The following is a 13,866-nucleotide window of genomic DNA, read 5'->3' as shown; positions in this document are numbered from 1 at the left end:
TGGCGGAGGATCAGAACGTTGCTCCGCCATCTACTCTCAAATCATGCATGGTGATATGACCTGATTTGTCACTGAGTAAAAATTCAATCGCGTTAGTGATGTCTTTGGTTTCGGCAATCTTGTTTAACGGAATACCGATGCGATGGGATGCTAAGTTGCCTTGAATCGTTTCTCGCTCGCCATAAGATTCATTCCACATCTGCTCTTGCATTGGCGTTCTTGTCGAGCCGGGGCTAACGATGTTGCAGCGAATACCATGCTCTGCCAGTTCTAACCCCAAACATTGCATCCACATGTGCAGGCCAGCTTTGGATGTGCAGTAGGCGGACATCTTCACGCGTGGTGTATCGGCCGCATTGGAGCCGACTGCCACGATTGCACCTTGCTTGCCGTGTTTCACCAGCATTTTTGCCAGTTGTTGGGTGAGCAGCATCGTACCTTTTAAATTGACGTCCAAGGTTTTGTTTAGTGACTCTAAAGGCAGATCTAAAACGGATTCAAGGTGCAAAGTGCCGGCACAAGTGACAATGTAATCGGGGATCAGTTGGTCTTGTTCTAGCTTTCGGCAGGCATTTTGAATAGCAGTGGAATCGGCCAAATCGAAAGGGAGCAATGTGGCTCGCTGTTGTTGATCGCTTGGCAAAGATTGTTGCAACGCATCGAGTGCCTTTTGGGTCACATCGCAAGCGATAACACGTGCGTTTTGAGCTAATAAGCTTTTGGCACATGCTAGGCCAATCCCTTGTCCAGCACCCGTGACGAGACACAATTTGCTGTCGAATTCTGAGCGGTTTTCACTCATCCCCATCTCCTTTCGCGATACAAATATCAAATCAAAGTTGGCTAGATGATAATGATTTTTGTTATCGTTGTCATGATATTAACAAGGAGGTCATGAAATTGATGAATAAATTAGGCTGGAAAATCAAGCCATTGCTTCTCGCTGTGGGGCTCGTTGGAATGGCAGGGTGTGAATATTTACCACACTTTGCCGAGGTGGATTTGCCAGAGCAAAAAATCGAACAAGTGGTTGCGCAAGCTAAGCCTGCTGAGGCGGCCATTCTTGACGCATTTAAGCAACACAATTTTGTTGGGATAGGTGATTATCACTGGAATGATGCTTTTCTGCGTTACGCCACGGAATTGGTTTCTAGCGAGGCGTTCTCTGACCAAGTGACACACATCGTAGTGGAGTTTGGCAACGCAAAATATCAGTCTGTATTAGATGATTATCTCGCAGGAGGCGATGTCAGTGAGGCGCAGTTGAATCAAGTGTTGCGCGGTTCGATCTATTTTATGGCTTGGATGCCAGACGCGTACACTAATTTCTTCAAAACGATCAGAGTGCGTAACGAAGCATTACCAGAAGGGAAAAAGATTCAGGTGCATTTAGCGGAAGCAGCATTTGATTGGCAAGGTGTCCAAGACGAGAAAGTGTGGAAGCAGGCAGCAAAAAATAAGACGGATCATTTCTATCAAATTGCGGCAGAGCGGATGGCGAAAAAAGAAAAAGCGTTGTTGATTTTTGGCGCTTTTCATCTGGTGAATGCACCGAAGGACTATGTTGCTAAAACGCAGGACAGTGCTTGGCCACTGGCGACGCGTTTGGAGCAAGCGTATCCAGATAGCACGTATTTAATTTGGCCAATGACTGAACCGGAAGTCGTGGAAACTTTTCACAGTGTGCAGGCTCCAGCTTTGCTCGAAGTCGCGCAGAGCCCGATCGCGGAGTTAAGGTTTATCGATCTTCTACCAAAAGCACGATACAAGCTTGCGGCGATGGACAAGATGGACGCTCAGGTGGGGGAGTTATTTGATGCGTTTCTTTACCTTGGAGATAACCAACGCACAACGGTATTTCCTCGTGATGTGATGGCAGACCGAGATTGGGTGAATGAGATGCAAAGACGCGTCGATTTGATTGGTGGCAAGATGCAAGATCGTTTTAACGAAATCCGATCTCAGAGTGACGAAAAGTACGGCTTCAGCGACAACAGCTAAACTCTTCTTTGTTGTGCTGTTAGATTGATGAAAAGAATGGATGATGGCTGACCCTACAAGGGGTTGGCCATTTTTTGTCCACCAGTTTTTACGGTGAAATCAACGCTAACTATAAGTAATTATTTGCTTTTTACCGTATTACTACTAAGGAGTTAATTTATAAAATTGCAAATAATACGAATGATAATTATTATCAAAAGTATTTGATAAATTAAATCTGTATGTGTAGTCTCATTTCTCAAATGAGAAGGAATCTCATTTGGAACGCTATGTTTAATACAGTTTGAGAGATGATTATGCTTCGTAACTCAATGGGAAGCGGCGCTATGCTCACAGAGTTTCTTAACGCTCATACGGATGATGCTTCGTTCTTCTTTAGCTCACCCACTGTGACGTTGCTTACTCAAGGCATTGCTGCAGAATTTACCCAACAAGTCAGATTCTCAGAGTTAGATACTCACATCAGCCAATTACTTGAATCGGCGAAGGAAGAGGGGAATGAGAACCCGATTGCCGTTGGTGTGATCCCATTTTCTGAATACAATCCGGTGCACTTTATTGTCCCAGAACGTCTCATCACGACGTCACCGATCAGGCCGGATAAGATCTCTGATGTCGATGGCTTTGCCGATTGCCCTCCATCATCCATCCAACCGATTCCAGACCCAAGCGAGTACAAACGTAGTGTCGAACTGGCAGCAAAGCAATGCCAACGAGAAGACGCTGAACTCGACAAAGTGGTGTTATCACGCACCATGCAAGTGGATACAGAAGAAGAGATTGACCGCGCGCGCTTTTTGAAAACCTTACTGAAGCAGAATCCCGGTGGTTACACATTTTCAACCCGCATTGGTGGCAGTCAGTCCGATGCTTATTTGATGGGTTCGAGCCCTGAGCTTCTTGTCTCTCGTAAGGGGCCACATGTTTGCTCTAATCCTTTGGCGGGGTCTCGTCGACGCAGCGAAAATGCTTCAATGAATCAACAGCAAGGCGAGCTGATGATGGAGAGTGCAAAAGATCTTCATGAGCACGCTGTGGTGGTGGATGCCGTCGAAAAAGCGCTACAACCTTGGTGTCATAACTTGTACGTGCCAATGGTGCCGTCAGTGATTGAAACCAAAGCCATGTTGCACTTATCAACCCGAATCGAAGGCACTGTGTCTGATGCCAACACGAGTGTGCTGAAGTTGGCAAGTGCACTGCACCCAACACCCGCGGTGTGCGGCTATCCTACTGCCCAAGCTTACGATTTTATCAGCAATGTTGAGCCCTTTGACCGCGGTTACTTCACCGGACTTGTCGGTTGGGTTGATGCTCGTGGCAATGGCGAATGGGTGGTGGTTATTCGTTGCGCCGAGGTAGAGAAAAAACGTCTCCGAGTTTATGCCGGAGCAGGCATTGTTGCCGGATCTGAGCCGCAAAGTGAGCTCGAAGAAACGGGTAACAAGATGCGCACTGTGCTTAATGCGTTAGGTATTGAGATCCGCGAAAATATGGAGGTGGTGCAATGAGCTGCCAAGCCATGAAAGTGTCAGGATTTACGCCTTGGCCAGAAGCGCGAGCAGAGCAATATCGTCAAGCCGGCTTTTGGACAGATCAAACTATCCCGCAAATGTTGCAAGCGAGTGCAAACCAATTTCCAAATCAGACTGCGTTAGTCGAAGGCGAACGTCAGTGGACGTATCAATCCCTAGTGGAACAAGTTGATCAGCTTGCTGCAGGATTCCAAGCCAATCTAAACCTTAAGTCGGGTGATAAAGCGGTATTGCATTTACCCAATATCGGCGAATTCTATCTGAGTTTCTTCGCGTTACTCAAAATTGGTGTTCAGCCTATTCTGGCACTGCCAGCGCACCGTTACTCGGAGATTCGATACTTTTGTCATTTTACTGAGGCAAAAGCGCTGATTACCGCTCCTCAAATGGGGGTAAATACCGCAGAAATAGCCCAGCAAGTTGCGGCTGAGCTACCGAGTTTAAAGCATATCGTTTGGGCGGGTGAAACGAGCTTAATGCCTATTGGTGGTCAAGAGCTAACAAGCTTGTTTTTAACGGATGCTGAGTTGAGCGAGAAACAGGGTGAAGATTTCGCGTTCTTCCAACTATCAGGTGGAACGACGGGAACGCCAAAGCTGATCCCTCGCACTCACACCGATTACCTCTACAGCGTTCGCGCCAGTAACGAAGTTTGTCAGTTCTCTGAGCAAACTCGGTATCTTTGTGTCTTGCCCGCTGCGCATAATTTTCCGCTTAGTTCGCCAGGCGCGCTAGGTTGCTTGATGGCTGGTGGCACAGTGGTTCTCGCGCCGGATGCCACACCTCAAACCGCGTTTGCTTTGATTGAGAAACATCAAATCACTGTTGCGGCTTTAGTCCCACCGTTAGCTTTATTGTGGCTTGATGAAGCGGGTCGCACTCAGCATGACATTCGTTCACTGGACGTTCTGCAAGTGGGCGGGGCGCGCTTTAGTGAAGAAGCAGCAAAACGCATCAAACCGGAACTTGGTTGTACGTTGCAGCAAGTGTTTGGCATGGCAGAAGGGCTAGTGAACTACACCCGTTTAGATGATCCAGAGCCTGAAATTATTTCTACTCAAGGCCGTCCGATGTCTTCTGCAGACGAGTTGTTAATCCTCGATGAAATGGGTAATCCAGTTCCACAAGGAACAGAAGGCATCTTGTTTGTTCGAGGACCTTACACTATTCAAGGTTATTACCAAGCACCAGAATACAATCAACGTTCATTCAACGAGCAAGGTTACTACCGCACTGGCGATATTGTTGTGCTCACAAAACTGGGCAACTTACAGGTGGTTGGGCGCGACAAAGACCAGATCAATCGTGGCGGAGAAAAGATTGCTGCTGAAGAGGTAGAGAACCACTTACTTGCACACGATTCGGTGCACGATGCCGCGGTGATTGCGATTCCCGATGATTACCTTGGTGAGCGAAGCTGTGCAGCCTTGGTTTGCCCACAACAAAACCCCAAGCCGATTGAAATCAAACGTTTTCTAAGAGGCCGCGGACTTGCCGATTTCAAGATTCCCGATCGGGTGATTTTTGTTGATGTGTTGCCTAAAACGCCGGTTGGCAAAATCAATAAAAACAAACTTCTAGAACTCGTTTAACTGACTCTGCGTCGCCAACAACGTTTTGGCGTGCCGAGCTATTTTTGAATATTTTGGAGAGAAGCCCAATGGCCATTCCATCTATCTCTGGTTATCCGTTATCTAAAGCGATTCCAGAAAACCGCGTTAACTGGTCTGTAGACCCGCAACGCGCTGTGTTGTTGATTCATGACATGCAGCAATACTTCCTTAACTTCTACGATGTGGAAAGCGATCTGATCCAAACGCTAACTCGCAACATTCAAACCATCAAACAGACGTGTATTGATGCTGGCATTCCTGTGGTTTATACCGCGCAGCCCGGTGACCAAAAACAAGAAGATCGCGCGTTATTGACCGATTTCTGGGGACCTGGTTTAAAAGCCGATGACAGCATTACACGCATCTTTCCTGCTCTTGCACCAACCGAGCAAGACATTGTTTACACCAAGTGGCGCTACAGTGCATTCCAGCGCACTCCACTCAAAGCCATGATGGATGAAACAGGTCGCGATCAGCTGATCATCGTTGGTATTTACGCGCACATTGGCTGCTTGCAAACCGCAGCAGAAGCCTTCATGACTGATATCCAAGCCTTCATGGTGTCTGATGCGGTGGCGGATTTCTCTGAAAGCGACCACGAAATGGCACTCAACTACGTTGCAGGTCGATGTGGTTATGTTCTGGATAAGCAGCAATTGCTTTCTCAAGTCGAGAGCGCCAACGAGTTCGCCGCTGGTGATTACAGCATTCCTCAATCTCAACAGCACCTTACCCAGCAATTGGCCGCGCTACTGGAAGTTCCGGTTGATGAAATGACGCCTGATGACAGCTTGCTCGATTTTGGTTTGGATTCGGTGCGCATGATGTCGCTGGTGGGTGATTGGCAGCAAGCGGGGCTGGATGTGAGTTTTATGGAACTTGCCGCCAAACCCAGTTTGCAAGATTGGTGGCAACTGATCGAGAAGAAGCTGACTTAACAGCCCAAGAGGAAGAGTGACAAAGGAATGAACATGTACGATTTACCTTATACAGCGGAGCAATTGCTGCCGTTGACGGATGCCCAAGCAGGGATTTGGTTTGCCCAACTGCGTGACCCAGAAAACCCAATTTACAAGACAGGCGAATACCTAGTGATTGATGGCAAAGTAGACGAACCTTGCTTTGTTGAAGCCGTAAAAACCGCCATTGATGAAGTTGAATCATTACACGCTAAGTTTGTTACCACCACCGAAGGTCCTCGCATGGTGATTGATAGACAAAACTGGCAAGTAGAACGAGTCGATTTCTCGAATTCTAATGCACCGCTAGATGCAGCTGTAGAATGGATGAAAGCAGAGCTAAAACAACCGGTTGATTTAGAGCAAGGCCCGTTGTTCATTATGGCTTTACTTAAGCTTTCAGAAGACCAGTTTGTCTGGTTCTTATCACTCCATCACATCGCCATTGATGGCTACAGCATGTCGCTAGTCGCGGGACGTGTGGCACATATCTACGGCCAACTGGCTAAGGGCGAGCACTTCGACAAGATCGAATTTGTCGACCAACAAGCCTTACTGAAAGAAGACGACGACTACAAAGCTTCAGAAAAATACCAAAAAGACCGCGCGTTCTATCTGCAACGTTACGCCGATCACTCAGATACGGTGAATTTGGCAGGCAAACCAACCGTCACATCTGACCATTTCTTGCGCTTAAAAGGTGCGATGGAAGTGAGTGATTTCCAACGTATGGAATCACTGGCAAAACAGTGTCGCACCCACTGGTACAGCGTGCTTATCGCATCTATTGCAGCTTATGTTCACCGCATGACTCGTTCTAATGAAGTAGTACTTGGTGTGCCGTTGATGGGGCGTTTAGGTTCTGTAGCGATTCAAACCCCAGCAATGCGCGTAAACATTTTGCCTGTACGCGTGAGCTTTGAACAAGGGTTGGATATCAAGACGCTGGTGAAACAGGTTAATCAAGAGTTTTCCTCAGTACGTCGTCATCAGAGCTACCGTTATGAAGAGCTGCACCGAGAGCTCAACTTGGTAAAAGACAACCGTAACCTTTTCGGTCCGCTGGTCAACATTATGCCGTTTGAGTATGAGCATAAATTTGGTGAGCTAACGTCAAAGGCGCACAACTTGTCAGCGGGTCCGGTAGATGACATTTCGTTCTACTGTTATGAACTTGGCGGCCAACTTCATATCGATATGGATGCCAACCCGGAGCTGTATTCCGAGAAAGACATTCACGAGCACCAACAGCGCTTGTTCCACTTTATGAGCGACTTCTTTGCAAGCGCGCAAGCTCAAGACCCATCGTTATGCCAAATCAGTGACGTGAATATTCTTCTCTCTGGGGAAAAAGAAAAGGTCATCGAAACTTGGAATGATACTGTGCACGACGTCCCTGAAACGACGCTAGCGGCACTGATGGCGAGACAGCGAATTCTTACCCCTCATTCACCTGCGTTGATTTTTGAAGGTCAAACGCTGAGCTATGAGCAGTTAGCAAAGAAAGTCTACTCGTTGACTAACTGGCTGACAGCTCAAGGCGTTGAATTGGGTGATCGCATTGCGGTGTGTGTACCAAGAAGCGAAGAGCTGATAGTCGTGCAACAAGCCATTCTGGCGGCAGGCGCGGTTTATGTGCCAGTCGATCCAGATTATCCAGAAGGCCGAATCCATTACATGTTGGCGTCTTCTTCACCTAAGTTCGTCTTTTCTACCACGGCGCTGCAGGACAAGTTGCCAAAAGACGTTGAGGTGAAGATAGTCGATGATGAAACGTTGCCTACCATTTACAAAGTGGTGGAGCCGTTACCACCCCAAGTTCAGCCAGAGCCTTACTCTCCGGCTTACATGATTTACACCTCTGGCTCCACAGGTAAACCAAAAGGGGTTGTGGTTACCCATGACGCTATCGTCAATCGACTGCTGTGGATGCATGACCAATACCCAATTGATGGAAAAGACCGCGTTTTGCAGAAAACGCCAGCAGGCTTTGATGTGTCTGTGTGGGAGTTCTTCTGGCCGATGATCGTTGGTTCATGTTTAGTGGTTGCCAAACCAGATGGGCATAAAGATCCCATTTATCTACAAGATCTTATCCAACGCGAGAAGATCACTACGCTGCACTTTGTTCCGTCTATGCTGCAAATCTTTGTTCAGCAAGCAGACGCCAATTTGTGCCAAAGTTTGCGCCAAGTTTTCTGTAGTGGTGAAGCACTGCCTATCGAGTTAGTGAACCACTATTACCAAGAATTCAACGCTCCGCTACATAACCTGTATGGTCCAACAGAAGCCGCCGTGGATGTGACTTACTGGCCGAGTGAAGCCAATACAGAAGGTAACTCGATACCTATCGGTCGTCCGGTGTGGAACACACAAATCTATATTCTTGATGATGCGCTTAACCCAGTACCACCGGGTGTGGTAGGGCACCTATACATTGCGGGTCGACAGCTAGCACAAGGCTACCACGGGCAAGAAGCGCTAACGGCAGAGCGTTTCATCGACAATCCATTTGGTCCGCAGGGCAGTCGAATGTATCTATCGGGTGATTTGGCTCGTTGGCGTGAAGATGGGGCGATTGAATACTGCGGTCGAAGTGATTTTCAGGTCAAGATCCGAGGTTTCCGGATTGAGTTGGAAGAGATCGAGAACGCCTTAGCTAATCATCCAAGTGTTGCTCAAGCTGCCGTACTGGCTCAGGAATACAGTGATGGCGACAAGCGTCTGGTCGCTTACGTTACCGCAGAGGATGCAGAGCAGGGCATCGATAGTAACGCTCTACAAAAATACCTTGCGGAACCGCTGCCAGAGTACATGGTGCCGAGTTACTTTGTTGAGCTTGAAACCTTCCCGCTAACGCCGAACGGCAAGCTGGATCGTAATGCGCTGCCTAAGCCTGATTTATCTGGTCAAGTTGGTACGAAAGGACCAAGTAACTTGGTGGAAGAGCGCTTATGTAAGCTGTTCTGTCAGTTGTTGGATCTGCCTGCTGTTGGTGTAGAAGACAACTTCTTTGAACTCGGCGGCCATTCATTATTAGCCGCTCAGTTGATTGCGCATGTGAAAGAGATCATGGGTGTTGAACTGTCACTGGCTGCTGTGTTTGAGTCGCCAACCGTTTCTGGCATTGCTGCCAAGTTAAACGGCAGTGAGAGTGATGATGCGCTGAGCATTCTGTTACCGCTGCGCAAGCGTGAAGGTAAAGCGGCGATTTTCTGTGTTCACCCTGCTGGTGGTCTAAGTTGGTGTTATGCGGCGCTGACGCCAATCATCCCATCCAATGTTCCGCTTTATGGCGTACAGGCTCGTAATCTTGGCGACCCTTCTGCACCACTGCCGAAGAGCATGAAAGAAATGGCAGAAGACTACGTGGCTGCCATTCGTGAAGAGCAACCCTTTGGTCCTTACCATCTTCTAGGTTGGTCGATTGGCGGCATGATTGTTCACTTGATGGCGGGCATCTTACAAGAGCAAGGCCAAGAAGTAGGGCTAGTAACGCTGCTGGACTCTTACCCTGCTGAGCAGTGGCAAACCATCCATCCACCGGGAGAAGAGCAAGCGCTAGGAGCACTAATCCGTATGGCCGGTGTTGAGTTTGATGAAGCGGCGCATTCAAGCATCACTAAGCCAGAGGTGATCGATATCTTGCAAGATGCAGGTTCGTCCATGGCGCACCTGAGTACCGAAACCATCACGGCCATGATCGAGGTGGTGATTAACAACAACCAGCGTGTGCGCGATGCGGTGGATTACCAATACCAAGGTGATGTGCTGTTCTTCAATGCTGAGAAGCCGCCGGAAGAGGCCTTCCTTGACCGCAATGGTTGGTTCAAATACATGGATGGCGATCTCAAAGTAGTGGATGTGGCCTGTATTCACCGCGACATGATGCGCCCGGATATGCTTCGTCTGATTGGTACTCACATGGTTGAAGAGTTAAGAGAGAGATTCGATGTTTGATTCATCCACTCAAGCTAAATCGAACGCTCAGTTGGAGGGGATGATTTCCCCTTTGACTTTCCTTAAAACCAAACTGGCCTCTGGCTGCGTGGTAGCGATTGGTGAGGCGCATTGGTACGCCGAGCTGTTCGAACAAATGACCAGCACTCTGCTCAATCCAGAGTTGGACGGCGTGTTTTCCCACTTATTTATTGAGTTTGGCAATGCGAAGCATCAGGCACTACTCAACAATTATTTGATGGGGGAAGCGGTGACCGACGCTGAGTTGGCCGCTGTCTGGCTGGATTCTGTTGCGTTTCCTGCTTGGATGCATCCTTGTTACGGTGATTTCTTCAAACGGTTAAGAGTGGTGAACGCACAGCGTAAAGTCCCGATCAGAGTCGTGCTGACGGAGCCTTCTTTCCACTGGCAAGACATTACCCATGCCGGAGAGCTGGTCAAGCTCAATGCACAGCGTGATCAAGCGTTAGTCGAAGGGGTCGAAAAGCAGTTTGCTAAGAACGAGCAAGGAGTCGTGGTTTTAGTTGGTGCGAGACACATCCTAAAGCGTTCTCCTACGTTAGGTTTTATGTCTAAACACAAGACATTTGGCGATCTGGCGAAACAGAAGTTCACTGATCGCTACGTGTCCGTGTGGCCCCACATTTTACCGACTGACCTCGATGAGACGGAGCATGGAATCTATGCCACCACTCAACCGCAACTGAGTAAAAAAACGTTCCTTGATTTGATCCCGAAGAAGCCACCAGTTAACCCTTACGCGTTTATCTCACTGGATAAACTGGTGGATGCTTATTGGTATCTAGGACCACAAAGCCGTCAGCTCGATGCACAAGGTGTGAGTGTGCCGCAAATGTGGAAATCACGCTTGGAACAACGACTGCCGCTGGTCAACGAGCGGCAGCAGATGGTGATCAAAAAGGTCATCGAACAAAAAACATAAACAGATTCATCTGGAAAAGTAGCACAGCGAGAAAACGTACTGCTGGTCAAAGCAGTAGTAACCATGAAACCCGAGATTCGGTAATTTTTCGCGTAATGCGGCTTGGTTGCGGCCAATCAGCTCAAAGCGAAATTGCCCCGAATATTCGGTCGCTGGCTCTAACGTAATTTGTGCATCAAGAAAGTCGAAGTACACCTGAACAAAAGGAAAGCAGCACTTAAAAAGGCTTTCTTTAATGCTGAAGATAAGCGTATCGGGAATGTTGTTCGTGCTTGCAAGTAATTGCTGCTCATCACGAGTGTAGACCGTTGCAAAGAGGTGAGAGGCAAGCGGCTTGTTGGTTTCAATATCGATGCCCAAGCTCGCGATGTTGCTTTTTAGCGCGCAAGCCGCAAGGCAAATGTTATCCGTGTGACTGATGCTACCACTGATGGTCGCGGGAAATAGAGGCTCTCTGGCATTGCCAGACAAAATCGGCACATTCGCATCATTGCTGGTTGATGGTATGAGTTTCTTGATCGCGGAGCGGGCAGCATGGCGACTTGCTCTGAATTCTTGTTGGCGTTTCGTTACCGCCTTTTGGATGAGTTTTTCTTCCTCGGGAAAGCCGTTTTGGCAATACATGTCCGCAGTGGCTTTCACGATGTAAACCTTTGGACTTAGACCTTCTAAGTGAAGACAGACAGGGGGAAGGGAATTACCTAGCTCTTTGTTTTTCAATGGCGTCACTTTGCAATGAGTTGCAGTTCAAAAATATAACTTAGCTCAAAATTGAATGTTAATGCGAATAATAATAATTGTTATTTATACATTCGTTCTTTACAGTTTGCGAGCTCAAATTATTTATAAAATAGATATAAGGAAATGCAGTGAAAAGTTTAGTTAACAAGCCCACGTTTATGCCCTCTGTGCTGACAGGTGCACTTTTGACAGCGCTTAGCGGTCAGGCAATTGCAGACGACAAAGAAGAAGTCGTAGCAATGGAGCGCATGGTGGTAACCGCGTCTCTTACTCAACACTCGGAGTTGACTGCACCCGCATCGGTGTCGGTCATTACCGCAGAAGATATTGCGAAGATGCCGGTAAAAGACATCTCAGAAGCGGTACGTAGTGCGACGGGTGTCAGTGTATTGAGCAGCACCGCTTATGGCCGTAACACCATTCGTATTCGTGGTCTGGATTCTAAGCACACCTTGGTTCTCATTAATGGTCGCCGTATCAACTCTCAAGATGCGCTGATCCGAGGTAACGATTTCGATCTATCGAGTATTCCTCTTACCGCGATTCAACGTATTGAAGTGGTGCGTGGCCCGGTATCGTCTCTGTATGGTTCAGAAGCGATGGGTGGCGTGGTGAACGTGATCCTGAAATCACCGACCGAAGAGCTATCTGGCTCGGTTGGTCTTGAATACGAAAGCATTCTTGAAGGTGATGGCGGTGATGGTTTGAAAGGTCACGCCTATGCAAGTGGCACGCTGACGGAAAATGTCGAAGGCAGCATTATTGTTGAAAGCTCTGCGCGTGACCCTTGGCGTACTGACACTAACCCAGATTTCGATGCATTAGAGCAGAAAGACACCACCAATGTTTTTGGTGAGCTTGCTTGGCAACTGACAGAAGAACAACGCCTGATCGCGGATGTGATTTACACCAACGACGAGCGTGAAGCGGATTGGGTTCACCCTCGTTCAGGTCCACAAACGAACACTCAAGATTCAACTCGTTGGAATTACGGTCTGACCCATGAAGGTGCTTGGGATACCGTTGATTCACAAGTGCGTTTATACGGCGAAAACATGCAGTTGGATGACGCAAGTACGGCCTATACCAATGGCGCAGCAGACGTTGAGCTACAAAACAACACACTTGATTTTAAACTCTCTGGTTTGTGGCGTGACTCGCACGAGTGGGTATTCGGCGGTGAATACCGTACTTCCGAGCTGAAAAACAGTCGTGATGTGCCTTCTGGCGACATCGATAACTACCAAGGTGCGGTGTTCGTACAAGGTGAGTTTGACCTAGATAAGTTGGCGTTGACACTGGGTGGTCGTCAAGACTTCCATGAAGTGTATGGTAGCCACTTCAGTCCACGTGCTTACGCGGTTTACAGCTTCACCGATGAGTTTGTATTGAAAGGCGGCGCTGGTGGCGGTTTCCGTGCTCCGGGCATGATGGAAAGCAGTGATCAAGTTCGCGTGATCAGCTGTGGTAATCGTTGTTGGCTCACTGGTAACGAAGATTTGAAACCGGAAGAGTCAGAAAGCTACGAAGCTGGCCTCGCGTACGAATCGACGTCTATGGGTTTGGGTTTGATGCACTACTACACAGACTTGAAAAACAAGATCGAACGTGACCTAACTCAGGTTGTTGGTATGGATGGCCCAATGCCTATCTTCACTTACCAAAACATCGGTAAAGCAGAAATCAAAGGTATTGAGCTAGAAGGTTGGTACGACGTTACCGACAGCATCAATCTAAAAGGTAACTACACCTACACAGATGCAAAAGACAAGAGCACGGGTGATACGCTAACGCAAACTCCTGAGCATTTGGCGAATCTTGATGTTAACTGGGAAGTGTTTGATTCATTTACTACCTTCGCTCGCGTCAACTACATTGGCGAACAGGTGATCACGAACCAAAGCCGTGAAAACGTAACAGTCGATGGTTACACGCTAGTCGGTCTGGGTGTGGCTTATGACTTCCAACAGCTAAACCTGAAAGCGGGTTTGAACAATATCTTTGATGTTGAGTTGGATGATGAAGACGATTACTACGGATACTCAGAGAAAGGTCGCAGTGCTTACGTAAGTGCAACGTACCTGTTCTAACTGAGCTCTTAAATGTAATGAGTT

General features: G+C 48.0%; 9 protein-coding genes. 7 read left to right on the top strand and 2 right to left on the bottom strand.

What is annotated here, in order from left to right:
* Positions 1-10: 10 nt before the first annotated feature.
* Positions 11-802 carry a 2,3-dihydro-2,3-dihydroxybenzoate dehydrogenase gene (locus VCHENC03_RS06350; RefSeq protein ID WP_009707190.1) on the bottom strand — a complete coding sequence of 264 codons (792 nt, stop codon included), beginning with the start codon at positions 800-802 and terminating at the stop codon, positions 11-13.
* Between the two features lie 92 nt (positions 803-894).
* On the opposite strand from VCHENC03_RS06350, the gene VCHENC03_RS06355 reads away from it, so the two are divergent.
* The 6 genes from VCHENC03_RS06355 (at position 895) to VCHENC03_RS06380 (ending at position 11,011) form a co-directional block, all read left to right on the top strand.
* Positions 895-2,001, top strand: coding sequence for a hypothetical protein (locus VCHENC03_RS06355; RefSeq protein ID WP_032802951.1), 1,107 nt, complete (start codon positions 895-897; stop codon positions 1,999-2,001).
* A 290-nt stretch (positions 2,002-2,291) separates the two neighbouring features.
* Positions 2,292-3,512, top strand: a complete 1,221-nt coding sequence (locus VCHENC03_RS06360; RefSeq protein ID WP_050554388.1) for an isochorismate synthase — start codon at positions 2,292-2,294, stop codon at positions 3,510-3,512.
* On the top strand, positions 3,509-5,128 hold the full coding sequence (locus tag VCHENC03_RS06365) for a (2,3-dihydroxybenzoyl)adenylate synthase (protein ID WP_009707187.1): 1,620 nt from the start codon (positions 3,509-3,511) through the stop codon (positions 5,126-5,128). Before VCHENC03_RS06360 ends, VCHENC03_RS06365 begins: the two co-directional genes overlap by 4 nt.
* Positions 5,129-5,196: 68 nt before the next feature.
* Complete coding sequence (locus tag VCHENC03_RS06370) at positions 5,197-6,087, top strand: isochorismatase family protein (protein ID WP_009707186.1); 891 nt, start codon at positions 5,197-5,199, stop codon at positions 6,085-6,087.
* 33 nt (positions 6,088-6,120) lie between these two features.
* Positions 6,121-10,068: an enterobactin synthase subunit F gene (locus VCHENC03_RS06375; RefSeq protein WP_009707185.1), complete on the top strand. Its 3,948-nt coding sequence runs from the start codon at positions 6,121-6,123 to the stop codon at positions 10,066-10,068.
* Complete coding sequence (locus tag VCHENC03_RS06380) at positions 10,061-11,011, top strand: hypothetical protein (RefSeq protein ID WP_009707184.1); 951 nt, start codon at positions 10,061-10,063, stop codon at positions 11,009-11,011. Before VCHENC03_RS06375 ends, VCHENC03_RS06380 begins: the two co-directional genes overlap by 8 nt.
* Positions 11,012-11,017: 6 nt before the next feature.
* Here the strand turns inward: VCHENC03_RS06380 and VCHENC03_RS06385 are convergent, their stop codons facing one another.
* Positions 11,018-11,653, bottom strand: coding sequence for a 4'-phosphopantetheinyl transferase family protein (locus VCHENC03_RS06385; protein WP_009707183.1), 636 nt, complete (start codon positions 11,651-11,653; stop codon positions 11,018-11,020).
* A 227-nt stretch (positions 11,654-11,880) separates the two neighbouring features.
* Here VCHENC03_RS06385 and VCHENC03_RS06390 point away from each other — a divergent pair, with 227 nt between their 5' ends.
* Positions 11,881-13,842, top strand: a complete 1,962-nt coding sequence (locus tag VCHENC03_RS06390) for a TonB-dependent receptor domain-containing protein (protein WP_009707182.1) — start codon at positions 11,881-11,883, stop codon at positions 13,840-13,842.
* The last annotated feature ends 24 nt before the right edge of the window (positions 13,843-13,866 follow it).

Source organism: Vibrio sp. HENC-03 (assembly GCF_000305755.2).
In the GTDB taxonomy this organism is placed as follows: domain Bacteria; phylum Pseudomonadota; class Gammaproteobacteria; order Enterobacterales; family Vibrionaceae; genus Vibrio; species Vibrio owensii.
Note: the sequence above shows the minus strand (reverse complement) of the source record. Positions and strands in the feature narration are given on the sequence as shown.